Origin of the sequence: Mesorhizobium sp. C432A (assembly GCF_030323145.1) — a bacterium.
GTDB lineage: Bacteria > Pseudomonadota > Alphaproteobacteria > Rhizobiales > Rhizobiaceae > Mesorhizobium.
This window is the reverse complement of the sequence record NZ_CP100470.1, coordinates 3,355,190-3,378,956: the sequence shown is the minus strand read 5'-3', so window position 1 is coordinate 3,378,956 and position 23,767 is coordinate 3,355,190. Positions and strand designations below refer to the sequence as shown.

Below are 23,767 nucleotides of genomic sequence, written 5' to 3'. Positions count from 1 at the left end.
TGTTTGTGCAGCGCATCTATACTGCCTTTGATGGGAACAGACAGGGGCTTTCGGGTGTTCCAGTGGTGACATCTGCTCGCAAGGGGGAACCCAGCCAATGAATTTTCTCCAATCCGTGCCCGCGATCCGCCGCCTGGAAACCGACCGTGAGGACCTTTTCGCCATCGACGTCGTCGGCCATGTCTCGGCCGCCGACGGCGAAAATCTGTTTGGATTGCTGGAGGCTGCCTACGCGCTGCACCCGAGGATCGACGTCTTGGTGCGGCTGGTCGATCATGAGGGCGTCGACTGGATCGATATGGACGACGAGACGCTGAAACAAGGTACGGTGCATGCGCTAGAGCATATCGCCCGGTGCGCGACGATCGGTGAGCCCGACTGGATAGCGGATGCGCGGAACTTCCTTCCGGCTTCGCCACCCATCGAGTTCAGGCACTTCGCGGCCGAGGACGAAGCGGATGCCTGGCAATGGCTGGGCGCGACGCCACTCAGCCCTGCTGCGCCGGCTGCTACCTGACGCCGGCTATCTAACGCCAGCTATCTAACAATCGTCAGCCGCTCTGCCGCCCGCGTGATGGCGGTATAAAGCCAGCGCTGGCGGGTTTCCTTGAATGCCCAGCTCTCGTCGAATAGAACGACGTCGTTCCACTGCGAACCCTGCGCCTTGTGCACGGTCAGCGCGTAGCCATAGTCGAAATCGTCAAAGCGCTTCTTCTGCTGCCAGGGGATATCGGCGTCCGGATCCTCGAAAGCCGACTTGAGCAGCTTGATCTTGGCGACGCCGCGGTCGGGATCGTCCTCCTCGGGCGAGACCAGAAGGTTGATGCCCGGCTTCACCGTCTCGCGCGACGAGGTCATCACCTTCCACAGCGAACCGTTGAGCAGGCCCTTGGCGGGGTCGTTGCGCAGGCAGACCAGCTTGTCGCCGGCCTGCGGATAATCGGCATTGAAACCCTTCAGCTCGCGCAGGCGCTGATTGTAGCGGCGGCGTGTGCGGTTGGTGCCGACCAACACCTGGTCCGCCTTCAGCACCAGCTCCTGGGTGACGTCCTCCTTGCCGATGACCTGCGCGGTGCCGTAGTCGCCACGCATGAACTCGCGGCCCTCGCGCACGTCGAGCGCCAGCTGGATGATCGGATTGTCGCGCGCCTGGCGGTGGATTTCGGTCAAGAGCACATCCGGCTCATGCTCGGTGAAAAAGCCGCCGCCCGAGATCGGCGGTAGCTGCGCCGGATCGCCAAGCACCAGGATCGGCGTGCCAAAACTCAGAAGGTCGCGGCCAAGCTGCTCGTCGACCATCGAGCATTCGTCGATGACCACCAGCTTCGCCCGTGAAATAGGGCTTTGCCGGTTGAGCGAGAAGGTCGGCGACATCGAGGTCTTGCCGGTCACCTCGTCCGACACCGATTCCTCGCCCTTCGGCCGGTAGATCAACGAATGGATGGTGCGAGCATTGACCGCGCCCTTGGAACGCAGCACCTGCGCCGCCTTGCCGGTGAAGGCGGCGAACTGCACCTGCCCGTCGACATGCTCGGCAAAATAGCGCGCCAGCGTGGTCTTGCCGGTGCCGGCATAGCCGAACAGCCGGAAGACCTGCGGCCGGCCCTCTTTCAGCCAGCGCGCCACCGCTTTCAGAGCCTCGTCCTGTTGGGGGGAGAATTCCATCGGTTCGACAGACCGGATTCGCGAGAGAAAGACAAGCTTGGTGCTAACACCGCTTAAAACGATGGGATTGCCTCACCTTCAACGGGACAAACTAGCAGGCGCAAATGCGAACGTAAAGTGAACATGCAAGCGGATAACGAACGATTTGAATTCAGGCATTTGAACCTAGATCGGGCAATGCCACTATCACGGACATGATCGAGATGCAGATCGGCGCAGACACCTATAAGCGAGGATATTGATGAGGTCGTTCGCAGACAGGCTGATCGGAAAGTCGATAAAGAAGATCGAAATCGGCGAACCTGGTTATGGCATCGTTGTCTCCTTGTCGGATGACGCAGGGTTCGCGATATATACCGAGGTCACGGCCTGTCTGAGTGACGAAAATGCCAGAACCATAGACGTGTTACCATCAGCGACGAGCAAGTGATCCTCCACTTGGGTGACAACGACTTCGTCGCCATTTCCAAAAACCGTGGCCGCTTCGCCGTCGTTGAGGCGTTTGTCTATGGGGACGACGAACGCATGGTCGTCGAAAATTAGTTGCATCGGCCGCCAGATTTCAAACACAACCACAGGCGGACTATATGTTCGCGCCGCCGCCGCTACCTCTGGTCGGCCCGGGATCGTTCTCCAACAAAATCGGCTTGCCGTGCGGGGTTGCATGCGCGGCGCGTTCCCAGGCGGCGGCGAGCGTGTCGACGTCACTTTTTCCCGCGACGCCCTTGGCCGCCAGCAGCGTCTCCAGCGCAGCCAGCCAATGCTCGTAATAATCGTGGCCATCGCTTGCGGCGCCCGGCTTGTTCACTTGCGCCGACAGCGCATCGGCCCATTCGGCCCAGGAAAACAGGCCCTTGTCGTGCAGCGCCACCGTCATGGCGAAGGCTTCGGCCTGCCAGGGTTCGGCGAATACCGGTTCGTCCAGACCCGCCGGCAGTGCACCTTCAGGCCGGCTCAAGATAGCTCTCCCAGGCATCGATCGAGACGGTCAGCGTCGGGTCGGCGCCCTCGCCCCAGATTTCCGAGCCATCGAAGACCACGGTATAGACCCATTGCGGGTTTTCACCGTTGCCATGCGCGTTGCTGTCGGGGAACACAAAACCGTCACGCACGGCCTCGACAACTCCGTGCTTGCCGCGCGCATAACGCGGCAGCCTCGTGTGGGCGGTGGGATTGAAATTCCTTGTCCGCACCGGGTCGCCGGCCTTGAAGCGCGGCGCCGTCTCGACCGGCCGGTCGCAGGGACTGCCCTTGGCCAGCACCGCCGGAACGTTTTCGGCCTTCAACACCCTTTTGGGCGTCGCCGCCGGATCGACCGCCCGACCTTCCGTCAGATCGCGCTCGCTGACGAAGCCATGGCGCTTCAGCAGCACCTCGAGCGCTTTGATCCATATCTGGTAGTAGCTTGAGGAATAATAGACGGCCGGATGCAGCGATTCCCTGGCGTGCCGGCTCTCGTCGATGTTCCACGCGCCCATGGCGCCGGCAGTCAGCGTCACGCCGAGCGCCCGCCTCTCCCAATCCGCATGAAAATACGGTTCGTCCTTTTCGGGCGCGACCGGCCCGAAACCCATCTGCCCACCGAGATCCTGCGGCCCGTTCATGCCGGTACCTTCTTTGTCCCGGGTTCTTTGGCCACCGCCGTGCCGATCATCGCATCGCGGCTGACCAGTTCGGCGAGTTGGTCCTCACTCCAGCCTTCGGTACCGTCAGGCCGCATCGGCACCACGAGATAGCGCAGTTCGGCAGTCGAATCCCAGACGCGGATGTTTTTCTCCGCCGGCAAGGTCAGCCCGAACTCCTCCAGCACGCCGCGCGGATCGATCACGGCGCGCGAGCGATAGGGCGGCGCCTTGTACCAGACCGGCGGCAGGCCGAGCACCGACCACGGATAGCAGGAGCACAGCGTGCAGACGACGAGGTTGTGCGTCTCGTCCGTGTTGAACACCGCCTGCATGTGCTCGCCCTGGCGGCCGGTGTAGCCCAGCGAGGTGATCGCCGCAGTCGCGTCGCGCTTCAGCCACTCGGCAAAGGCCGGATCGCTCCAGGCTTTCGCCACCGCCCTGGCGCCGTTGCGCGGCCCGATCTTGGTCTCGTAGGTGTCGACGATGACGTCGATCGCCGCCGGATCGATCAGGCCTTTTTCGGTGAGGATGGTCTCCAGCGCGCGCACGCGCGCCGCAAATGGGTCGAGCTCATTGTCGTGGTCATGATCATGGGACATGACCCTCAGATTAGGATCGGCGGCACGCGGCCGCAAGCATGACAGCTTGGGCCACGGGCTATCGCCTATTCGGCGGCGGCCCTTTGCGGCTCGAGCCGATCCTCGGGAGCGAACAGCGAGGCCTGCTCGCCGCTCTCGACCGCATGCAGCTCCGGCCTGTTCTTTTTCCAAGAGAAGAAGCTCACCAGCCAGCCGGAGAAATTCTCGAAATAGACATAGATGACAGGGGTGACGAACAGCGTCAGCGCCTGCGACGCCAGGAGACCGCCAACCACCGCGACACCGAGCGGCTGGCGCAGCTCAGCACTGGCGCCGGTGCCGAGCGCGATCGGGAACGTGCCCATCAGCGCCGCCAACGTCGTCATCATGATCGGCCTGAAACGCATCAGGCACGCCTTGTGTATGGATTCCTTGGCCGACATGCCTTCTCGTCGCAGCTCCAGCGCGACGTCGACCATCATGATGCCGTTCTTCTTGACGATGCCGATCAGCATCAGGATGCCGATCACCGCGATCACCGACAGGTCCATGCCGGCAAAGCGCAGCGCGACCACCGCGCCCAGCACCGCCGAAGGCAGGCCGGTCAGAATGGTCAGCGGATGGATAAAGCTCTCATAGAGGATGCCGAGTACGATATAGATGGTCAGAACGGCGCCGCCGATCAGCAGGCCCTGATTGGCCAGCGAATCCTGGAAGGTCTTGGCGGTGCCGGCAAAGCTGGTCGAAATCGCCGGCGGCATGCCGATCTGCTCCTTCAGCGCGGCGATGCGGGCCGTGCTGTCGCCCAGCGCCACGCCTTGCGGCAGGTTGTAGGAGATGGTCACCGCCGGCAGCTGGCCGAGCTGGTTGACCGTCAGCGCGCCGGCGGTGCGGTCGACGCGGGCAAAGGCGCCGAGCGGCACCAGGCTGCCGCTTGCCGTCCTGACCTGGATGGCCAGCATGCGCTCGGGCGACCATTCGATGTTGGGATCGAGCTCCATGATGACTTCGTAGCTGTCGGCCGAGCCGAAGATCGTCGAGACCTGCTCCGTGCCGAAGCCGCCATAGAGACTGGAGCGCAGCGTGTCGGTGTCGATGCCGAGCGAGGCCGCCTTGTCGCGATCGACCACCAGCGTCGCCTGCAATGAATTGTTCTGCAAATCGCTGGTGACGTCGGTGAAATTCGCATGATCGGCCGCCATCGCATCGTCGAGCTTTTGCGCCCATGTGTCGGTCAAGCCGGTATCGAGGCCCTGAACGACGAGCTGGTAGGCGCTGGCGGAAGAACGCGCGCCAAGCCGCAGGTTCTGCACCGGCTGCATATAGGCATCGATCCCCGGCACAGTGGCCAGTTGCCGCCGCAGATCCGACAGCACCTTGTCGATGTCGGGGCGCTGGCTCTTGTCCTTCAGCTGCACATAGAGCTGGCCCTGGTTCAGCGCATTGTTGCCGCCGCCGGCTGACCAGGCGACATGCGAGACATAGGGCGAATGCGAGAAGACACTTGCCGCCTGGTTCTGCAGCTTGACCATGGCGTCGTAGGAGATGTCCTGCCTGGCGATCGTCGTAACCGAGATCTGGCCGATATCCTCTTGCGGGAAAAAGCCTTTCGGCGAGACCTCGATCAGCCAGACCGACCCTGCCGCCGTGCCGGCGAAGACGAGGAACACCAGAAAAGTGTGGCGCAGGCAGAAGGTCAAAAGCCGGTCATAGCCGCGGGTGACGATATCCTGCTTGTGGCCGGGGGCATGCTTGTCGCGATCGGCCTTGGTCACCGACAGCAAGCGCGAACACAGCATTGGCGTCAGTGTCAGCGACACGAACATCGAAGCCAGGATGGCGACCGTCACCACGACGGCGAATTCGTTGAAGATGCGGCCGATGACGCCGCCCATTAGAAGCACGGGGATGAACACCGCCACCAGCGAGATCGAGATCGAGATGATGGTGAAGCCGATTTCGCGCGCGCCCTTCAGCGAGGCATCGAAGGCCGAGAGACCGTCCTCCTCCATGTGGCGAAAGATGTTTTCCAGCATGACGATGGCGTCGTCGACGACGAGGCCGACTGCGAGCGTCAGGCCCATCAGCGAGATGTTGTCGATGGAGAAGCCGAACAGGAACATGGCGCCGAGCGTCGCGATCAACGAGATCGGCACCGCCACGGCCGGAATGATGGTTGCAGTCACCCGGCGCAGGAAGACGAAGATCACCATCACCACCAAAGCGATGGTCAGAAGCAGCGTGAACTGGACGTCGTCGACGGCCTGGCGGATCGAGGTCGAGCGGTCGTTGAGCAGCTTTATGTCGGCTGCGGCCGGCATCTGATCCCTGAACGACGGCAGCATCGCCTTGACCTTGTCGACGACGTCGACGGTGTTGGCGTCGGGCTGGCGCTGCACCGCCAGGATGATGGCGCGCGTGCCGTCATACCAGCTTGCAGTCGTCGTGGTCTCGACCGAGTCGATGACGCGGGTCACCTCGCCCAGCCGCACCGGATGGCCGTTCTTGGTGGCGATGATGAGGTTGGAGAACCCGGCGGCATCGGTGAGCTGCGTATTGGCCGTGATGGTCAGCTGCTGCTTGTCGTTCTGCAACACGCCAAGCGGCGTGTTTGAGTTGGCCGAGGCGATCGCCGTCTGCAGCTGATCGATCGAAATGCCGCGCGCGGCAAGTGCGGTCGGATCGATCTGCACGCGCACCGCATATTTCTGCTGGCCGAAGATCGACACCTGCGCCACGCCGTCGATGGTCGACAGCGAGGGCGAGATGACGTTTTCGGCGAAGGCGTCGAGGTCGGTGAGCGGAACCGTGTCGCTGACCAGCGACATCAAAAGGATCGGCGCGTCGGCCGGATTGACCTTGCGATAGCTCGGCGGCGCCGTCATCTCGGGCGGCAGCTGGCGCTGCGTGCGCGCGATCGCTGCCTGCACATCGGCGGCGGCAGCGTCGATATCCCTGTTGAGCACGAACTGGATGGCGATCGAGGTGCGTCCCAGCGAATTGCTGGTCGAGATCGAATCGATGCCGGCAATGGTGGCGAACTGCTTGATCAGCGGCGTCGCCACCGAAGTGGCCATGGTTTCGGGCGAAGCGCCGGCCAGGGTGGCCGAGACGTTGACGACCGGGAATTCGGCGCTCGGCAGCGCCGCCACCGGCAGGAACTTGTAGGCGAACAGCCCGCCCAGCACGAGGGCGAACGACATCAGCAGCGTGGCGACAGGCCTGCGTATGCAGAATTCGGAAATCATTGGGCAGCCGCCTTGCCGGCCTCGGCGACCTTGGGAGCAGCTTGATCACCGCCGGCCGCCTTGCCTTCGTGAATGGCGGCGCCGTCCTTCAGCCTGGTCTGGCCCTCGACCACCACCTTCTCGCCTGATTTGACGCCCTCGCTGATGGCGCTGTTTTCGCCTTCGGTCAGCGCCACCTGCACCGGTCGCATCTCGACCGTGTTGTCGGGCTTGACGACATAGACGAACGGTCCCTTTTGGCTGGGCTGCACGGCAACGGTCGGGATGGATGTCATCTGCGGCATGATGCCAGCGTCGAGCACGACATTCACATATTGGCCGGGCCACAGTGAAAGATCGGCGTTGGGAATGCTCGCCCGTGTCGCGATGGTGCCGGACGCGGTGTCGACGCTGGAATCGACGAAGTCGAGCGTGCCCTTGCCGATCGGCGTCGGATCGCCATCCTTGGTCAGCGTCACCGCGCCTTGCTGCGGGTTGGCCAGCGCCTTGTGCAGCAGCGCCAGGTTGCTCTCCGGCAGGTTGAAGTTGACTTGCAGCGGATCCATCTCGGTGATCGTCACCAGCGGCGTGGCCGTGCTCGAGTTGCCGTTGCTCAAGGTGACGAGGTCACCGACCGAAACGTTGACCGCGCCCAGCCGGCCGGCAATCGGCGCCTTGATGCTGGCAAAGCCGAGCTGGACATTGTCGGCGTCGATCGTCGCCTTGTCGGCATCGACCGTCGCCGCGGCAGCCTTTTGCGCCGCCACCGCCTGATCGTAAGTCTGCTGCGTGCCGGCCTGCTTGGCGACGAGATCCTTGGCGCGCTGAAGGTCGGAGCCCGAACTGGTTAGCAGCGCCTGGTCCTTGGCGAGCGTCGCCTGATCCTTGGCAAGCTGCGCCTTGAGCGCCCTGTCGTCGAGCGAGAACAGCAGGTCGCCGGCCTTCACCATCTGGCCGTCCTTGACGTCGATCGATACGATCTGGCTGGACACGCGGGCGTTGATGTTGACCACGGCCGGCGACGACACGAAGCCGATGGCGTAACGGCGGATCGGAAAATCGGCCGTTGTCGCGGTGGCCGAGACGATCGAGGCCGAACGGGCGGCATTGCCGCCGGCGCCGGATTTGCCCCCTGCCTTGTCGGCCGAAGCCTTGTCCGATCCAGCCGGCTTGTCCGCCGCTGCCGTCTGCCTGGCGCCCGGCAGCATCTGCTGCAGACTGCTCATCGCCGCCGGCGAAAAATAGACCCATGCCGCGGCGACACAGGCCGCTGCCACCACCACCGCCAGAACGACTTTACCGCGCATCGACTAAAAGCCCTATGATCCGACACGCCGAACCCGGTGGTCTCATTCTACGCAATCACGGCGCCTTGCCGCGATCTCGCCGAAGTAGATAGGACGCACATTTGTCGGAAAAGGGCCAAAACACGGCATTACGAAGATTTAATGTGCACTGCACAATGACTATGCAGCCGGCTCAGCAGTCGGAAAACCAGCCAGGATGCGGTTGAGATCTCAGGCGGGATGCGTCTATTTCAGCATCGGCCAGAGCGTCGCCGCCAAGAGCACGCCCATGGCGATGTTGAACCATTTCAGCCGCACCGGATCCGACAGGAACCCGCGCAGCGCTGTGCCGAAACCGGCCCACATCGAGACGCTCGGCAGGTTGACGACGGTGAAGGCGATCGCGATCAGCGCCACCGACAGGAACGGGTGGTCCGGATTGGAGTAGACGGCCATGGCGGTGATCGCCATCACCCAGGCTTTCGCATTGACCCACTGGAATGCGGCTGCCTCGATGAACCGCATCGGCCGTGCCTCCGTCTCACCCTTGCTGGACAGCGAGCGCGACATGGCGATCTTCCAGGCGAGATAGAGCAGATAGGCAGCGCCGGCGATCTTCAATCCGGTGTGCAAGGCCGGAAACGCCGTAAGCACCGCGCCCAGGCCAAAGCCGACAGCAAGCAACAGCACCAGGAAACCCATGCTGATGCCCAGCATATGCGGGATGGTTCTGACCAGGCCGAAATTCACGCCCGACGCCAAGAGCATGAGGTTGTTCGGCCCCGGCGTGATCGAGGTCACGAAGGCGTAGACCAAAAGGGCAAGGAAAGCGTCGAGGGTCATGACGGCTCACAAAGGTCAGCAATGCTGACTTAAATCGACAGAGCGCTGGACGCAACCTCATTCCATTGGTCCAAAGCGCTCCGCCGTGATCCGCCTATCCCGAGCCAGCCAGGCCGGCACAGTCTACCTGCCGTGGGCCCGCGCCGACAACAGGCTGGGAGCGGCGGCGGCCTCCTGACGGCCAGCCACACGCCGCAGGCCTTTGCGCCTCGGCGTGTTCCCGGGAAGCTTCACGCCATGCGCGAGGCCGAGGGCAGCCAGGATGCGGATGAAGAGCCAGCCGAGATCGATCTGCGCGTTCCAGGCCGAGCTTTGCGGATTCGGGAAACGCATGGTGATTGCCGTGGAAACTCTCGCCAAAGGTCACCAGGCCGAAACGCGGCAGGTTGTAGCCCTGCACGGCAACGCCATCGACGCGCCAGCCCTGCTGCCCGCTGCGATGTGCGAAATGCCCGACCAGCCAATGCCCGGTCAGCGACACGGAGATACGCACCGCAATGCCCCAGACCACCCAGCTCCACCCGCCGAGGAGCAAGAAAAGGATCGCCCACGGCAGTTGCTGCAGCATCCAGGTCCGCTCGACGAATTTGTAGAAGCGGTCGTTTCTGATCGACGGCTCGATGACGAAGTCAGGCGGATTGCGCAACGCTACGGCGCAATGCATTTGCCAGAAAGCGTCGGTGAAGAAAGGCCGGCGGTGGGCGTGCAGGTCGTGACAAGCCGTCTGGCGCTGCGCCCAGTCTCGTATGTCATGCGCATAGATCATGCCGAACGGACCGGCCATGCCGACGAGCGTGCCGAGATAGACCAGCGCGTGTTTGAGCCAGATGTGAACCTTGAACGAGCGATGGATGAGCAGGCGATGCATGCCGGCCGAGTGTCCGGCGCAGATCGTCACCGCCGTCGTCGCTACGAACAGGGCGAAAGCGCTCCAGCTGAAGGTCAGCGGCCCGAACACCAACGCAATCAGCGTCATCGCACCGACCCAGATCGACTTGGCCGGCATCCAGACGACCTCGCCATCTTCGGCATCGCTCAAGGGCTGCGAGATCATTCTGCCTGTGGATATGGTCTTCATCGGTACCCCTCCTCTGCAGGAAACATTTCCGGACCAAAGAGCCTTGCCTTCCGGCGCGCCGGCGCTTATTTAGGCAATAAGCTAACTATCTACTATTCCGATTTAGGTATTTAGGCAATAGACTAAATACCGGAAGCGAAACGACAGAGGCAGGCGGTGATCGAAGACAATGCAGCGGATGGCGACACGGCTATCGGGGCAAGCAGCGCCATACAGCGCGTGTTCGAGGCGCTGTCATCGCAGCCGAGGCGCAAGATCCTCGCCTATCTCGCCCACTCCTCGCTGACCGCGGGCGAGATCGCGGCGCGCTTCGACATGTCGAAGCCGTCGATCTCGCAGCATCTGAGCATCCTGGAGACGGCCGGCCTCATCGCCAGGGAGCGGCAGGGACAATTCATCCGCTACTCGCTGGTCCAGAACAATCTGGTTAACACGCTGAACGGCTTCGTCCAGGACGTCTGTCCGGTATCGCGCCCGATCAAAAGGGAGAGTAATAATCTGGCGAGCGGCAAGGTCGATCCCAAGCCGGTAAAATAGTTGGACTGAGACTACATCCCTTGCGGGCCGCGGTTCATCGCCGCCACGCCGGTGCGGCAGATCTCGACCAGGCCGAGCGGCTTCATGATGGCGATGAACTGGTCGAGCTTCGAACCCTTGCCGGTAATCTCGAAGATGAAGTGCTCGGTGTTGGCGTCGATGACCGAAGCGCGAAAAGCGTCCGCCAGACGCAGCGCCTCGACGCGGGCTTCGCCGGTGCCGGCGACCTTGACCAGCGCCAACTCGCGTTCCAGCGGCCGCTCCTGGCCGAACTCGTGCGAGCGCACGGTGAGATCGACGACGCGATGCACCGGTACGATGCGTTCGAGCTGGTGCTTGATCTGCTCCAGCACATGCGGCGTGCCGCGCGTCACGATGGTGATGCGCGACAGGTGCTTCTCGTGTTCGGTCTCGGAGACGGTGAGGCTCTCGATGTTATAACCGCGGCCGGAAAAGAGGCCGATGACCCGGGCAAGCACACCGGGCTCATTGTCGACCAGCACGGAGAGCGTGTGGTTCTCCGGCTTTTCCGTTTCCTTGGCGATGAAATAGGCGGAGCCGGTCGGTTGAAGCTGTGCGTTCATGACATGAATCTCGATTTCAGACTTTGAGCTAATTCTCTGTTTGCGCACGGCTTCTCGCGACAGCCCTGCCCCGGCTTGGACCTAGACCAGTTCCCTGCCCTTGGCGTCGATGGCGTTGGCCACGGCTTCGTCGGTCGCCTCGTCGGGCAGGAGCATTTCATTATGCGCCTTGCCCGACGGGATCATCGGGAAGCAGTTGGCGAGCGTCGCCACCCGGCAATCGAACAGCACCGGCTTCTTCACCGCGATCATCTCCTTGATCGCATCGTCCAGCTCGTCCGGCTTCTCGCAGCGAATGCCATGGCCGCCATATGCGTCGGCCAGCTTGACGAAGTCGGGCATCGCTTCGGTGTAGGAATGCGACAGACGGTTGCCGTGCAGCAGCTGCTGCCACTGGCGCACCATGCCCATATACTGGTTGTTGAGGATGAAGATCTTGATCGGCGCATTGTGCTGCACCGCCGCGCTCATCTCCTGCATCGTCATCTGCACCGAGGCATCGCCTGCGATGTCGATGACCAGCGCATCCGGGTGCGCGATCTGCACGCCGAGCGCAGCCGGCAGACCGTAGCCCATCGTGCCCAACCCGCCCGACGTCATCCAGCGGTTCGGCTTCTCGAAATGATAGTGCTGCGCCGCCCACATCTGGTGCTGGCCGACCTCGGTGGTGATGTAGGTGTCCATGTCCTTGGTCAGTTCGTAGAGCCGCTGGATGGCATATTGCGGCATGATCACATCGTGGTTCATCTTGAACGCGAGCGAGTCACGCGCGCGCCATTTGGCGATCTGCTCCCACCAGGGATGGAGCGCCTTCTTGTCGGCCTTGGCGCTCGCCCGCCACAGCCGCACCATGTCCTCCAGCACCCGGCCGACATCGCCGATGATGGGCACTTCCGTGTGCACGTTCTTGTTGATCGACGATGGATCGATGTCGATGTGGATCTTCTTCGAGTTGGGCGAGAAGGCGGTCAGCCGTCCGGTGATGCGGTCGTCGAAGCGCGCGCCGATGCAGATCATCACGTCGCAATCATGCATCGCCATATTGGCTTCATAAGTGCCGTGCATGCCCAGCATGCCCATCCAGTTCTTGCCCGATGCCGGATACGCGCCGAGGCCCATCAGCGTCGAGGTGATCGGGAAGCCGGTGAGGTCGACCAGTTCGCGCAGAAGATGGCTGGCCTCCGGACCGGAGTTGATGACGCCGCCGCCCGAATAGATGATCGGCTTCTTGGCGCTGGCCATCAGTTCGACGGCGGCCTTGATCTTTTCCAGGTCGCCCTGGACCTTCGGCTGGTAGCTGGTGCGCGGCGCCGCCTGCGGCGGCACATAGATGCCTTTGGCGAACTGCACATCCTTCGGAATGTCGACCACCACCGGGCCGGGGCGGCCGGTCGTCGCGACATGGAAGGCCTCATGGATGGTGGCGGCCAATTCGTTGACGTCCTTCACCAGCCAGTTGTGCTTGGTGCAGGGGCGCGTGATGCCGACCGTGTCGCACTCCTGGAACGCGTCGGAGCCGATCAGCGAAGTCGGCACCTGCCCGGTCAGGCAGACCAGCGGGATCGAATCCATCAGCGCATCCTGCAGCGGCGTCACCGCATTGGTGGCGCCCGGGCCGGAGGTCACCAGCATGACGCCGGCCTTGCCGGTCGAGCGGGCATAGCCTTCGGCCGCATGCCCTGCGCCTTGCTCGTGGCGGACGAGGATGTGCTCGACCTCGTCCTGCTGGAAGATTTCGTCATAGATCGGAAGCACCGCGCCGCCGGGATAGCCGAAGACATGCTTGACGCCATTGTCCTTCAGCGCCTGCACCACCATTTCGGCGCCAGTCATTTCCCTGTTTGGCATTTCGCGCCGTTCGTTCTGTCCGTTGCTCATCGGTCTGGTCCCGTACTTCTAGCCATGAGGCGATTGCTGGTCGTTTAGTCGTGTTTCGGGCAATAAAAAAGGCCCCCGATGGGAGCCTGTGTGTTGCGCATGGGAGGTTTTCGCCCGGCGGTTACACCGCCTTGCCCACGCGCTTTCCTACGAGAATGAGTGCCTTTTTCATCGTGGCGGACACTACGAGGGTGAAAGGCAAGGTGTCAACGGGAAAAACGCGCGATGCGAAAGACAAAGCAAGTGGCCCGCCGCCTCTGGTCGGCGGGCCACCGCGGCGCATACGATACCCCTCAATCGCACCGCGCCGGGAACAAGAGCCACTGCCGTGTCACGTCAGGATCAGCACGATCTTGTACGTATCCGGGTCGACGATGACGATGCGCCCGTCGGCCAGCACGAAGTACTCATAGGATTCGTAAGCCGGGACGATCTTGACAATGCGCGCCGGCAGACGGTGCAGGCGCACTTTGTGCCGCGGCACCTCGATGCCGACCGAAATGTCGAAGTCGACGTTCTTCACCGGCTCAACCCTGGTCTCGTGGATGATCTGCGTGACCTGCGTCTTCTGCTCGACTGTCACGTTGTTGATCGAGGCCGTATTGCCCTGGTCGGTCTGGACGTTTGTGTTGCCCTGAGCGTTCTGCTCGGTGGTGGTCCCGGCCTTGCCCTGGGCCTGCTGGTCCGTGCTGGTGCCGGTCTGGCCCTGAGCGTTCTGCTCGGTGCTGGTCCCGGCTTTGCCCTGAGCCTGCTTCTCGGTGCTGGTGCCGGTCTGGCCCTGAGCGTTCTGCTCGGTGCTGGTCCCGGCCTTGCCTTGGGCCTGTTCATCCGTCTTGAGCTTGGCCTTGCCCTGAGCCTGCTTCTCGGTGCTGGTGCCGGTCTGGCCCTGAGCATTCTGCTCGGTGCTGGTCCCGGCCTTGCCCTGGGCCTGTTCATCCGTCTTGAGCTTGGCCTTGCCCTGAGCCTGCTGATCGGTCGTGGCGCCGGCCTGACCCTGAGCATTCTGCTCGGTACTGGTCCCGGCCTTGCCCTGTGCCTGTTCATCCGTCTTGAGCTTGGCTTTGCCCTGAGCCTGCTGATCGGTCGTGGCGCCAGCCTGGCCCTGTGCATTCTGATCGGTCTGTGACTTCATCTTGCCTTGCGCCTGTTCGCCGGCCTTGCCGCCCTTCTGGCAATCGGCCGCGCCAGCGGCGCAGTTGTCGCCGCCGCTCGGCTGCACAGCCTGGGTCTGGGCGATCGCGGCGCCGCACCCGACGCCAAGCGCAATCATGCTCGTGATCAACACATGTTTCATCTGCTTTCTCCTTAAAGAGTCGGTCCCTCAGCCTAGCCAACTCTGTCAAAAATACTTTGTTCCGCATTTTGCGAATAAAATCGGGCTTCTAAGAAGACCAATAAATGTAGGCAGTAGTTTTGCCAACAATCAGCTACAAATTGCATAAAAAAATTAATGCAACGCAAGATTTTTGCTTTTTTCTGAGCTTGTGATCCCATAGCGATGACACCAGCCTCACAAGCTTAGAAGTACTCCCGTCGTCATGACCAGGATGGCTACCCCGAAAACAGGCAAGAGCAACCATCGTGCCTGATGGACGCTGTTGTCCATTAACGCCTCCCACAAGTGCTGATCTCAACGATGCCGAGAACCCTGTGTTCCGCCCTGAGGAGGCTCTAGGACCTCTACAGCCTGGCACCAGACTTTGGTCCCTCTCCCTATAGTCCATTGGCCCGATGACACCCGGACCGAAGCCCCACGCGGGAACGCAGCCGCGAAAAGCCCGTTCGGCTTGCGGTGTGCATCAACCTCACCAACAACCACCGTATCGGAATCGAGCTCGCGCAAGATGCATGAGCGTTGATGAAGGAGAGAATCATGACGACCATGTACCAGTCGACCGCAATTGCCGGATTCTTGCTGCTCGCGAGCGCGGGCGTAGTTGCCGCTCAAGACGTCATCATCGCGCCGGAGCAGGAAACGGTTGTGCGCGAATACGTGAAAAAGCAGCCCCTTGCGTCGGTGAAGATTCCAGGTGTCGAATTGAACGTGGGGACCGCCATTCCCGACACGGTGGAACTGCATGAAGTGCCGAGCGTCAAGTATCGCTACGTTGTGGTCGACGGGCGAACCGTGCTGGTCGACCCCGGCACGCGGAAGATCGTCAAGATCATACAGTAACGCTGATCCCACCGCCGTTCCCCGCGGGTGGCGGTGGGATCATGCCCTGAAATTGCGGTTTCCCCGGCAATTCAACCTAGCGCTTGCTCGCACCATCGACCGTTCTAGATGTAGGATGGCTTAGGCATTTTGGCGCGGCCAAAGTCGCGGGGTCGGTTGAGACGTGCGCTACATTGATAGTCTCTATCAAAACTGGAACAGGCTATCGTTGGCTTGGCAGTTCATCATAGTCGGAAGCATTGGGCTGCTGTCGCTGATGCTGGTCGTCGGCCTATGGGTCACCTCGCAAATACGAGATGGAGTGATCCGCAACTCTGCAAGCACGACCGCGCTTTACGTCGACAGTGTCATCGCGCCAATCCTGCCGGATATGCGCAAAAGCCAGCAGCTCAGCGACACCGTTAAACGGGCGCTCGATGAAACCCTGGACCAGGGTGCTCTCGGCAAAAAACTGGCGTCGTTCGTGCTTTGGCGGCGTGATGGCAAGGTGCTGTACGCCAAAGACGCGGCTCTTATCGGCCAGACCTTCGAGCCAAATGCGAACTTGCTGCATGCGTTCGGTGGAAACGTGGTGGCGCAATTCAATGATCTGGACGAAAATGAAAGGAAGGAACGGAAGAGCCCCACCGCCTCGCTGCTCGAGATCTACAATCCGGTTCGAGAGCCGTGGTCGGGCGATGTTGTGGCCGTTTCCGAGTTCTACGAGATAGCCGACGATCTTCAGGGCACTTTAAACTCGGCACTATGGTCGAGCTGGCTGCTCGTGGCTGGCGCGACCGCGGTCGCCTTGGCGATGCTCTCGGGAATCGTGCTTCGCGGCAGCAGCACTATCGAAACGCAGCGTTCAGCGCTTGAGACACAAGTGGCCGAACTTCAGTTGCTTTTGGAGCAGAATTCCGCTTTGCGGGAGCGCGTCCAGCAGGCGTCGCGCCGCGCAACGGCAATCAACGAGCGTTACTTGCGTCGCATCGGGTCTGATTTGCATGACGGTCCAGCTCAGCTGGTCGCACTGGCTGCGCTGCGCATGGACAGCCCTCTGCTGCTCGATCCCGCCGCATCCCCAAGCCACCGGAAGACCGAGATCGCCGATATCCATCATACGTTGGACGAGGCGATGCGGGAGATCCGCGCCATCTGCACCGGCCTCGTGCTGCCACAGATCGAAGCTTCGACAGTCGCGGAGATATTGCGGCTTGCGGTTGCCGAACATGAACGCCGGACGGCCTCCTCCGTATCGCTTTCACTGCCATCTCGCCTGCCCGACCTGGGGACGTCCGAGAAAATAAGCATCTTTCGCTTCGCGCAGGAGGGGCTGAACAATGCCTGGCGACACGGTCTGGGCAAGGGGCAGGCTGTCAAGGCGAGAGTGACGCAGGGCAAGCTCCTCATTCAAGTGCTTGATCACGGCCCTGGATTCCAGTCGGGATCGTGTGAAGGACTTGGACTCGCCGGTATGAGGGAACGTATCGAAAGTATCGGAGGTCACTTCGAGACCTTTTCGAGCCCCAGGGGGACCCGGCTGACCATAACGCTCAACATCGAGGACCAGAAATGACCGCTCCCATAAGGATTGCCATTGTTGATGATCATCCGCTGTTTCGCGAGGGTGTGGCTCGCAGCCTCGCCGAAATCGGCGGCTTCGAAGTCGTTGGTGCGGGCGAAACCGCGACGGATGCCGAACAGCTTGCGGCCTTGGCAAATCCCGACATATTGCTGCTAGACATCAGTTTGCCGGGAGGGGGTCTGGCGGCAGCGGAAAATATTCTTGCAACTCAGCCTGACTGCAAGATCGTCATGCTCACCGTCTCGGAGGCGAACGCCGATTTGGCAACGGCGCTCAGGCTGGGCGTACGCGGATATGTGCTGAAAGGGATTGGGGCGGCATCGCTGGCCGAGGTGCTGACTTATATAGCCGCAGGAAAAAAATATGTTTCGCCGACCCTGTCAGCGCAGCTTTTGAATGAACTGATCCGGCCGGAAAAGCGCACAACCGATCTCGTTGCCAATCTCTCGGGACGCGAGCTTGGGATAATCTCCTTGGTAGGCGAAGGACTGAGCAATAAAGAAGTCGCCAAACGTCTCAACCTGCAGGAGAAAACGGTAAAACACCACATGACTCGGATATTTCAAAAGCTAAAGGTGCGAAACCGCACCGAAGCAGCCATTCTTATGCACGCGCCCAAAACGGGTCTTGTATAGGGAGATCGGGGCTTGTCTGAAGGTCGGATGCTGGTTGGCGAACCAACAGTTACAGCCCTTTCAGACGAGCAATGTCGGAGGCCCTTACGGCGCGTTCGACAATTGTCCTTCCAAGCGGATCCTTCATAGTGAAGCGGCCGGCCTCGATGCTTTCGCTGAATCCATCGCGATGCACGACCTGGATTTTGGCGCCCTGTACCGTCACCGTGTCGCCAGCGGCATTGACTTGGCTACTGGGAGCTTGGCTACCGGCGGCGTTGTCGCCGGCACCATTTTTTCCCTTTCCGTTGGCGTTGCCATTGCCGGCGTTGCCGCCTGAGCCATTACCGTTACCACTACCGTTGCCACCACCGTTACCATTGCCATTGTTTCCGCTCTTGGCGCTGGCAGCGGCGAATTCGATCTTGTAACCGTCGACATGGCTCAACCGCAGACCAAGCACCGGCATCGTCACCGCAACCGCCGCGAATACGCGCAAGCTAAAGTACGCCCGGCGACGCACGGATGAAAACAGGGGCTGCCTTTCTCCATTCATGCCACCATCACATCATGATGTGTCACGGTATTCAAGAATGAACAGCCCAAAATTGCGGCTCACAAACGCTGAGGAAACTCTCCTTTCGTGCTTGCAGCTCGATTCTCAGACCTTCGTCTGAGTCAAATATACACCGAAGTCTGACCTACTGATCTTGGGCCGCGCCGACGGATGTCGCAATAAAATCCGCGGTGACAAGGCTCGTCACCGGTAGGGATCGGCAGCGAGGCGCGAGCGCCTGCGCACGCAGACGCTCGCGGCAAGTCTGCGGCGGCATACGGTTAGCGCATGTTTGCCGTCGAAACGGTGCATATGCCGTTCCTTCCCCGGATTGCGATCAGGCGCGATTGGCGAAGTCGCGGACAACCCGCTGCAGCAGCGGCATGTAGTCGCGAAATGCCCGGGTCTTCATGTTGGCGATCTTGCCGGCCTCGTCCCAGATGCGAACCCGCACCGCTTCCTCGTGGAACGGGTTCTTGCGGAACTCGGCCACCTCTTCGGCATTCATCGGCCCGCCTTGCAGCGACAGCGTGTGGACCGAGGCCTGCGACAGCCTGCCGAAATAGGTGGGGTCGGTAGCGCAGAGGTAGCGCTTGGCCGCGACATGCAGCCTGACGCATTCGACGATCACCGGTGGAAAGAACGGCGCCAGCACCTCGCCGCCGGCTTCGTCATGATGCTTGTCCTCGACATCGTCGGGCGAATAGGTGCCGAACTCGCTGGTGTAGTGGCCGATATCGTGCAGCAGTGCTGCCGCCACCAGCACATCGGGCGCGCCGTCCTTTTCGGCGAACCAGGCGCCCTGCAACATGTGCTCCGACATGGTGACGGGTTCGCCGAGATAGGATTCAGCCCCTCGGCGTTCGAAAATATCGGCGATGAATTCGACGATGTTGCTCGCGTTCAAATCCTGGCTGCTCATTCCGCTGCTTCCTTGAATTCGTGTTCGATCGCCGACAGCGTCGACAAAAGGCCATCCTTGTCGGCGTAGCAGCCCTGCAGCCAGCGCTTGCCGGCGCCGGAGAACTGCTTGCGGGCATGCATGACGCGGGTGTTGTCGACGATGAAGGCCTGGCCCGCCTCGAGCTTGAAGGTCACTTCGAAGGACGGATCCTCGATCAGTTCGGCAAACCGGCGATAGGCGGCGTAGTAGGCCTCCATCTCCGCGAACGGCACATCGACGGTCGGCGCCAGCGAGCGGTTGTTGAAGCGGATGGCGATGAGTTCGCCATCCGGCCCGAGCTCGATCATCGGCCGCTTGGCCTGCAATCGCACGCCCGACGAGCCGGCATATTCGAAGCGCGCCGGGTATGAACTCAACAGCCGGAAGCCTTCGGGGTTTTCGGCCTGCAGCGCGGCCGCCACGGCAAAACCATCGACGACGCTGGATTCGCCGCCCTCGACCGTGTTTTCGATACACGACAGGATCTGCAAGGTCGGCACCGGATCACGATAGGGGTTGTCGGTATGCGCCTGCAGGCCAAGATTGGTGTAGGCCAGATTGGTTGGATTGACCTCGGCGCGCACCTCGAACCAGCGGCCGTAATTGGTCTCCCTGATATAGCCGAACAGATCGGACACTTTGCACAGCGCCCCGGATTCGGCCGGCAGATCGTCCATCACCGCGAAGCCGTAGGTCTTCACCGCCGACAGCCATTGCCGCAAGACGGCGCGGTCGCGGCTGGCCGCGACATAGCCGGCGCGCGGCACCGAATTCTGCATAGAGGCCCTGGTCCATCGCACGGTGCCCTCGCCTGTCCAGCCGGGCTGTCGGGCGGCATCGCGGTCATAGGCATTGGCGCTCAGCCATGCCGCAGGAAAGCGCACCGTCTTTCCCTCCGGTTCGAAACTGACTTCAAGCGCATCGCCCTTGATCGCGGCTGCGCCGATCCGCGTTTGCGCCGGAATGTCGAGAATGGTGATCAGCCGCTGGCCGTTGCCGGCGCTGCGCGTCTTGTCGTCGAGCGCATTGTCGCGCAACCACATGGCGTGAAAGCGAGTGCGCGCGCCGTCCTTCCAACCGAGGTCGATCGTTCTTCCTTCGTCGCCGATCAGCGCCTGGGTAAGCATGGAGATCCGTTCCTGTCCGCTGCGCCCCGCAGCCAACTCCGCAGGGTTTCCGGTTGCATCGTGATGATGTCGAAGGCATAACTCAAATTATCATTTTGCGGCCAAAGGCCATAAACGGTTTATGCCTCAAACAACCCTGCCCTTGCCGCCGCTCGACTGGCTGCGGAGTTTCGAGGCCGCCGCGCGGCTGTCGAATTTCACCGCCGCCGCGGCCGAGCTTGGCCTGACCCAGGCTGCGGTCAGCCAGCACATCCGTTCTCTCGAAGAGCGGTTGAAGCAGCCGCTGTTCATCCGCCTGGCGCGCGGCGTCGAATTGACGCCGGAGGGTGCCGCCTACCTGCCGCATCTGCAATCGGCCTTTGCCGTGATCGCCAACAGCACGCGCGAGTTGTTCGAACCCAAGACCGTCCAGAGCGTGACGATACGCTCGCCGATCTCGTTTGCCGTGCTGATGATCGCGCCGAAGCTGCCGCAAATGGCCAAGGACCTGCCCTTCGTCCAGCTGCAGATCGAGACCATCCACACACCGGCCGATTACGGCGAGCGCTTTGTGGGTCTCGACATCCGATTCGGCATTGGCTCCGGCTCCTTTGCCGGACGGCAGGCCGACCGCCTCACCCGCGAAACCTTAACGCCGATGGCGTCGCCAAATGTCGCCAAGGCCAAGGATTGGACAGGATTGCCGAGACTTACAGTGGTCGGCGCGCGGGAAATGTGGGGCGAGTGGTTCGCCGTCGCCCGGATGAAGCCGGCGCTCGGGCCCACGCACAAATTCGACAGTTTCGTTACCGCGTTGGAGGCGGCGAAGCACGGCGCCGGCATGGTGCTGGGATCGCGACCGTTGGCCGACGCGGCACTGCGCGAAGGATCTCTCGTTACCCTGTCCGGCTTTACGCTGTCGAGCGGTGCCGGCCACTATCTGACCGCACCTTCGGGCGCGCATCTGAGCCCGGCCGAAGAAGCGGTCCGCCGCTGGTTCGCAACGGTCTTCGGCGTCCCGATTTCCCGATAAGCCCCTGAATACGCGGCAAACTATTGGACGACGTGACGCGGCGCATAATTTGTCGCGATACTGCGCCAGGCCGGACGTCAAGCTTCGGCAGGGTTCCGCTCGCTACAGGCGGCCAAGAAAAATCGCGGAGGAAATTCAATGCTCGACAAGGCCCCCAACAAGAAGCTTTCCGACCTGCTCGATCGCTTCGGCGCGGCACTCGCCGCCGGTGACATCGACAAGGCGGTCGCCTGCTTTCAGGAGGATTGTTTTTGGCGCGATCTCGTCAGCTTCACCTGGAACATCAAGACCATGGAAGGCCGTGACCAGGTGCGCGACATGCTGGTGAGCCAGCTGGCCAAAACCAACCCATCGAACTGGGCGATCGCCAGGGGCGAGGACGCCACTGAAAACGATGGCCTGCTCGACGGCTGGATCAGTTTCGAAACGTCTGTGGCGCGCGGCTTCGGCCACATCCGGCTGAAGGACGGCAAGATCTGGACGTTGCTCACCACCATGGTCGAGCTGAAGGGCCATGAGGAGCCGGCCGGTTTCGACCGCCCGCTCGGCGCCAAGCACGGCCATGGCAAGAACCGCCCGACCTGGAAGGAGGAGCGCGAGAAGGAGGCCGCCGAGCTCGGCTTCAAGACGCAGCCCTATACGCTCATCATTGGCGGCGGCCAGGGCGGCATCGCGCTCGGCGCGCGGCTGCGGCAGCTCGGCGTGCCGACCATCATCGTCGAGAAGAACGAACGGGCCGGCGACAGCTGGCGCAAGCGCTACAAATCGCTCTGCCTGCACGATCCGGTCTGGTACGACCATCTGCCCTATATCGACTTTCCCAGGAACTGGCCGGTCTTCGCGCCCAAGGACAAGATCGGCGACTGGCTGGAAATGTACGCCAAGGTAATGGAGCTGAACTACTGGTCGTCGACCGAGGCCATGAGCGCTGTCTATGACGACAGCAAGAAGGAATGGACGGTGGTGGTGCGCCGCGACGGCAAGGACATCACGCTGAAGCCGAAACAATTGGTGCTGGCCACGGGGCAATCCGGCAAGGCCAACATGCCGAACTTCAAGGGCATGGACACATTCAAGGGCGACCAGCATCACTCCTCGAAGCATCCGGGACCCGATGCCTATGTCGGCAGACAAGCTGTCGTCATCGGCTCGAACAACTCCGCCCACGACATTGCAGCAGCCCTTTGGGAGGCCGGCGCCGACGTCACCATGGTGCAGCGCTCGACCACGCACATCGTCAAGTCGGACACGCTGATGGAGATCGGCCTGGGCTCACTCTATTCGGAAAAGGCGGTTGCGAGCGGCATGACCACAGCCAAGGCCGACCTCGTCTTCGCCTCCCTGCCCTACAAGATCCTGCACGAATTCCAGATTCCGGCCTATGCCGAGATGAAGAAGCGCGACGCCAACTTCTACAAAGGCCTGGAGAAGGCCGGCTTCATGCTCGACTGGGGCGACGACGGCTCCGGCCTTTTCATGAAATATCTGCGACGCGGCTCGGGCTATTACATCGATGTCGGCGCCTCCGACCTGATCATCGACGGGTCGATCAAGCTGAAAAGCGGTGTCGACGTGAAGGAGATCAAGGAGCATTCGGTCCTGCTCAGCGATGGATCGGAACTGCCGGCCGATCTCATCGTCTACGCCACCGGCTACGGTTCGATGAATGGCTGGGCGGCCGATTTGATCTCACGGGAGGTCGCCGACAAGGTCGGCAAATGCTGGGGCCTCGGCTCCAACACCACGAAGGACCCAGGCCCCTGGGAAGGCGAGCTGCGCAACATGTGGAAGCCGACGCAGCAGGAGGCGCTGTGGTTCCATGGCGGCAATTTGCACCAGTCGCGCCATTACTCCCAGTTCCTGGCGCTGCAGCTGAAGGCGCGCATGGAAGGCATCGCGACGCCGGTCTACGCGCTGCAAGAGGTTCACCACAAGGCTTAGGCAGCGCCGCCGATGCGCTTCCAGTAGATGAGCGTGCCGGTCAGCCCGCCATGCGGTTTCAGGGCAAAGTCCAGTATTTCGCCAGTGAGCGTGAAGCCGAGTTTTTCGTAAAGGCTGGAAGCGCCCTCCTCGGTTGCGGTGTCCAGCACCAGAAGCGTGCGGCCTTTCTCGACGGCGAGCGTTTCGGCCGCCCGCATCAGCCGGCTCGCTATGCCCTTGCCGCGGTGTTCGACGCGGGTCATGAGCTTGGCGATCTCGGCCCGGTGCGGCTGATTGACCGGAAAGTCGAGCAGCAAAGTGACGGTGCCGATCAACGCGTCGCCATACCAAGCACCCAGCACCGCTCTTTCACCTCTCTCTGCTGCCATCAACGAGTTGCTCCAGAAGGTTTCCGCCGCTTGCCTGGATAAGGGATGCATGAAGCTGACGGAGCCGCCGGCCGCGACCGTCTCGATCAGGAGGTCGGCCAGCATGTCGCGTGTTTCCGCAGTCAGCGACCTGATTTCGATGGGACTCACCTGCACTTTCCCTTG

The 23,767-nt window shown here is 61.8% G+C and carries 22 protein-coding genes and 1 pseudogene; 7 read left to right on the top strand and 16 right to left on the bottom strand.

Annotated elements, in window-relative coordinates:
- The first annotated feature begins 97 nt into the window (after positions 1-97).
- A complete protein-coding gene (locus tag NLY33_RS16305) occupies positions 98-517 on the top strand; it encodes a SpoIIAA family protein (protein WP_023682069.1) in 420 nt (139 codons plus the stop codon).
- A gap of 20 nt (positions 518-537) precedes the next feature.
- Here NLY33_RS16305 and NLY33_RS16300 read toward each other — a convergent pair whose 3' ends face one another.
- From NLY33_RS16300 to NLY33_RS16260, 9 genes and pseudogenes are all read right to left on the bottom strand, one after another.
- Positions 538-1,665 carry an ATP-dependent DNA helicase gene (locus NLY33_RS16300; RefSeq protein ID WP_023668361.1) on the bottom strand — a complete coding sequence of 376 codons (1,128 nt, stop codon included), beginning with the start codon at positions 1,663-1,665 and terminating at the stop codon, positions 538-540.
- Positions 1,666-1,971: 306 nt separating this feature from the next.
- Positions 1,972-2,214, bottom strand: a complete 243-nt coding sequence (locus NLY33_RS16295) for a hypothetical protein (protein ID WP_155921648.1) — start codon at positions 2,212-2,214, stop codon at positions 1,972-1,974.
- A 34-nt stretch (positions 2,215-2,248) separates the two neighbouring features.
- Complete coding sequence (locus tag NLY33_RS16290; RefSeq protein ID WP_023690922.1) at positions 2,249-2,623, bottom strand: nitrile hydratase accessory protein; 375 nt, start codon at positions 2,621-2,623, stop codon at positions 2,249-2,251.
- Complete coding sequence (nthB, locus tag NLY33_RS16285; protein ID WP_023690921.1) at positions 2,610-3,269, bottom strand: nitrile hydratase subunit beta; 660 nt, start codon at positions 3,267-3,269, stop codon at positions 2,610-2,612. Before nthB ends, NLY33_RS16290 begins: the two co-directional genes overlap by 14 nt.
- Positions 3,266-3,889 carry a nitrile hydratase subunit alpha gene (gene nthA, locus NLY33_RS16280; protein ID WP_023690920.1) on the bottom strand — a complete coding sequence of 208 codons (624 nt, stop codon included), beginning with the start codon at positions 3,887-3,889 and terminating at the stop codon, positions 3,266-3,268. Before nthA ends, nthB begins: the two co-directional genes overlap by 4 nt.
- Positions 3,890-3,954: 65 nt before the next feature.
- Positions 3,955-7,116 (bottom strand): efflux RND transporter permease subunit, encoded by a 3,162-nt coding sequence (locus tag NLY33_RS16275; RefSeq protein WP_023707737.1) that lies wholly within the window; start codon positions 7,114-7,116, stop codon positions 3,955-3,957.
- Positions 7,113-8,402, bottom strand: coding sequence for an efflux RND transporter periplasmic adaptor subunit (locus NLY33_RS16270; protein WP_023707192.1), 1,290 nt, complete (start codon positions 8,400-8,402; stop codon positions 7,113-7,115). Before NLY33_RS16270 ends, NLY33_RS16275 begins: the two co-directional genes overlap by 4 nt.
- A gap of 225 nt (positions 8,403-8,627) precedes the next feature.
- Positions 8,628-9,224, bottom strand: coding sequence for a LysE family translocator (locus tag NLY33_RS16265; RefSeq protein WP_023688075.1), 597 nt, complete (start codon positions 9,222-9,224; stop codon positions 8,628-8,630).
- 123 nt (positions 9,225-9,347) lie between these two features.
- Positions 9,348-10,302: pseudogene (locus NLY33_RS16260) on the bottom strand (acyl-CoA desaturase).
- 156 nt (positions 10,303-10,458) lie between these two features.
- Here NLY33_RS16260 and NLY33_RS16255 point away from each other — a divergent pair.
- Positions 10,459-10,839, top strand: coding sequence for a metalloregulator ArsR/SmtB family transcription factor (locus NLY33_RS16255; protein WP_050590892.1), 381 nt, complete (start codon positions 10,459-10,461; stop codon positions 10,837-10,839).
- Between the two features lie 11 nt (positions 10,840-10,850).
- Here the strand turns inward: NLY33_RS16255 and ilvN are convergent, their stop codons facing one another.
- The 3 genes from ilvN to NLY33_RS16240 form a co-directional block, all read right to left on the bottom strand.
- On the bottom strand, positions 10,851-11,423 hold the full coding sequence (gene ilvN / locus NLY33_RS16250) for an acetolactate synthase small subunit (protein ID WP_023668352.1): 573 nt from the start codon (positions 11,421-11,423) through the stop codon (positions 10,851-10,853).
- An 81-nt stretch (positions 11,424-11,504) separates the two neighbouring features.
- A complete protein-coding gene (locus NLY33_RS16245) occupies positions 11,505-13,301 on the bottom strand; it encodes an acetolactate synthase 3 large subunit (protein WP_023668351.1) in 1,797 nt (598 codons plus the stop codon).
- Positions 13,302-13,632: 331 nt separating this feature from the next.
- Positions 13,633-14,595: a DUF1236 domain-containing protein gene (locus NLY33_RS16240; protein ID WP_023668350.1), complete on the bottom strand. Its 963-nt coding sequence runs from the start codon at positions 14,593-14,595 to the stop codon at positions 13,633-13,635.
- Between the two features lie 579 nt (positions 14,596-15,174).
- Between NLY33_RS16240 and NLY33_RS16235 the strand changes: the two genes are divergently transcribed.
- The 3 genes from NLY33_RS16235 to NLY33_RS16225 all read left to right on the top strand — a co-directional run bounded on the left by NLY33_RS16235 (position 15,175) and on the right by NLY33_RS16225 (position 17,676).
- The gene (locus tag NLY33_RS16235) at positions 15,175-15,477 is read left to right on the top strand and encodes a DUF1236 domain-containing protein (protein ID WP_023731684.1); all 303 of its coding nucleotides are present in this window, start codon (positions 15,175-15,177) and stop codon (positions 15,475-15,477) included.
- 163 nt (positions 15,478-15,640) lie between these two features.
- Positions 15,641-17,032: a sensor histidine kinase gene (locus NLY33_RS16230; protein WP_023690914.1), complete on the top strand. Its 1,392-nt coding sequence runs from the start codon at positions 15,641-15,643 to the stop codon at positions 17,030-17,032.
- Positions 17,029-17,676 (top strand): LuxR C-terminal-related transcriptional regulator, encoded by a 648-nt coding sequence (locus tag NLY33_RS16225; protein ID WP_023668347.1) that lies wholly within the window; start codon positions 17,029-17,031, stop codon positions 17,674-17,676. Before NLY33_RS16230 ends, NLY33_RS16225 begins: the two co-directional genes overlap by 4 nt.
- A gap of 49 nt (positions 17,677-17,725) precedes the next feature.
- Here the strand turns inward: NLY33_RS16225 and NLY33_RS16220 are convergent, their stop codons facing one another.
- The 3 genes from NLY33_RS16220 to tmpA form a co-directional block, all read right to left on the bottom strand.
- Positions 17,726-18,154 (bottom strand): hypothetical protein, encoded by a 429-nt coding sequence (locus tag NLY33_RS16220; protein ID WP_023731683.1) that lies wholly within the window; start codon positions 18,152-18,154, stop codon positions 17,726-17,728.
- Positions 18,155-18,548: 394 nt separating this feature from the next.
- Positions 18,549-19,133 carry a (R)-1-hydroxy-2-trimethylaminoethylphosphonate oxygenase gene (gene tmpB / locus NLY33_RS16215; RefSeq protein ID WP_023707734.1) on the bottom strand — a complete coding sequence of 195 codons (585 nt, stop codon included), beginning with the start codon at positions 19,131-19,133 and terminating at the stop codon, positions 18,549-18,551.
- Complete coding sequence (tmpA, locus tag NLY33_RS16210; protein WP_023682082.1) at positions 19,130-20,281, bottom strand: 2-trimethylaminoethylphosphonate dioxygenase; 1,152 nt, start codon at positions 20,279-20,281, stop codon at positions 19,130-19,132. Before tmpA ends, tmpB begins: the two co-directional genes overlap by 4 nt.
- A 121-nt stretch (positions 20,282-20,402) precedes the next feature.
- Between tmpA and NLY33_RS16205 the strand changes: the two genes are divergently transcribed.
- Positions 20,403-21,293: a LysR family transcriptional regulator gene (locus NLY33_RS16205; RefSeq protein WP_023682083.1), complete on the top strand. Its 891-nt coding sequence runs from the start codon at positions 20,403-20,405 to the stop codon at positions 21,291-21,293.
- Between the two features lie 138 nt (positions 21,294-21,431).
- Entirely contained in the window at positions 21,432-23,234 is a 1,803-nt protein-coding gene (locus tag NLY33_RS16200; RefSeq protein WP_023668342.1) for an NAD(P)/FAD-dependent oxidoreductase, read from the top strand.
- On the opposite strand, the gene NLY33_RS16195 is transcribed toward NLY33_RS16200, so the two are convergent.
- Positions 23,231-23,752 (bottom strand): GNAT family N-acetyltransferase, encoded by a 522-nt coding sequence (locus NLY33_RS16195; RefSeq protein WP_023707733.1) that lies wholly within the window; start codon positions 23,750-23,752, stop codon positions 23,231-23,233. The genes NLY33_RS16200 and NLY33_RS16195 overlap by 4 nt on opposite strands.
- Positions 23,753-23,767 lie beyond the last annotated feature (15 nt).

Coding starts and splice junctions, on each gene's coding strand:
- NLY33_RS16225 (WP_023668347.1), top strand. CDS start 17,029: ATGACCGCTCCCATAAGGATTGCCATTGTTGATGATCATCCGCTGTTT.
- NLY33_RS16205 (WP_023682083.1), top strand. CDS start 20,403: ATGCCTCAAACAACCCTGCCCTTGCCGCCGCTCGACTGGCTGCGGAGT.
- NLY33_RS16270 (WP_023707192.1), bottom strand. CDS start 8,402: ATGCGCGGTAAAGTCGTTCTGGCGGTGGTGGTGGCAGCGGCCTGTGTC.
- NLY33_RS16300 (WP_023668361.1), bottom strand. CDS start 1,665: ATGGAATTCTCCCCCCAACAGGACGAGGCTCTGAAAGCGGTGGCGCGC.
- tmpB (WP_023707734.1), bottom strand. CDS start 19,133: ATGAGCAGCCAGGATTTGAACGCGAGCAACATCGTCGAATTCATCGCC.
- NLY33_RS16305 (WP_023682069.1), top strand. CDS start 98: ATGAATTTTCTCCAATCCGTGCCCGCGATCCGCCGCCTGGAAACCGAC.
- tmpA (WP_023682082.1), bottom strand. CDS start 20,281: ATGCTTACCCAGGCGCTGATCGGCGACGAAGGAAGAACGATCGACCTC.
- NLY33_RS16265 (WP_023688075.1), bottom strand. CDS start 9,224: ATGACCCTCGACGCTTTCCTTGCCCTTTTGGTCTACGCCTTCGTGACC.
- NLY33_RS16200 (WP_023668342.1), top strand. CDS start 21,432: ATGCTCGACAAGGCCCCCAACAAGAAGCTTTCCGACCTGCTCGATCGC.
- nthA (WP_023690920.1), bottom strand. CDS start 3,889: ATGTCCCATGATCATGACCACGACAATGAGCTCGACCCATTTGCGGCG.
- ilvN (WP_023668352.1), bottom strand. CDS start 11,423: ATGAACGCACAGCTTCAACCGACCGGCTCCGCCTATTTCATCGCCAAG.
- NLY33_RS16240 (WP_023668350.1), bottom strand. CDS start 14,595: ATGAAACATGTGTTGATCACGAGCATGATTGCGCTTGGCGTCGGGTGC.
- NLY33_RS16245 (WP_023668351.1), bottom strand. CDS start 13,301: ATGAGCAACGGACAGAACGAACGGCGCGAAATGCCAAACAGGGAAATG.
- NLY33_RS16275 (WP_023707737.1), bottom strand. CDS start 7,116: ATGATTTCCGAATTCTGCATACGCAGGCCTGTCGCCACGCTGCTGATG.
- NLY33_RS16235 (WP_023731684.1), top strand. CDS start 15,175: ATGACGACCATGTACCAGTCGACCGCAATTGCCGGATTCTTGCTGCTC.
- nthB (WP_023690921.1), bottom strand. CDS start 3,269: ATGAACGGGCCGCAGGATCTCGGTGGGCAGATGGGTTTCGGGCCGGTC.
- NLY33_RS16295 (WP_155921648.1), bottom strand. CDS start 2,214: ATGCAACTAATTTTCGACGACCATGCGTTCGTCGTCCCCATAGACAAA.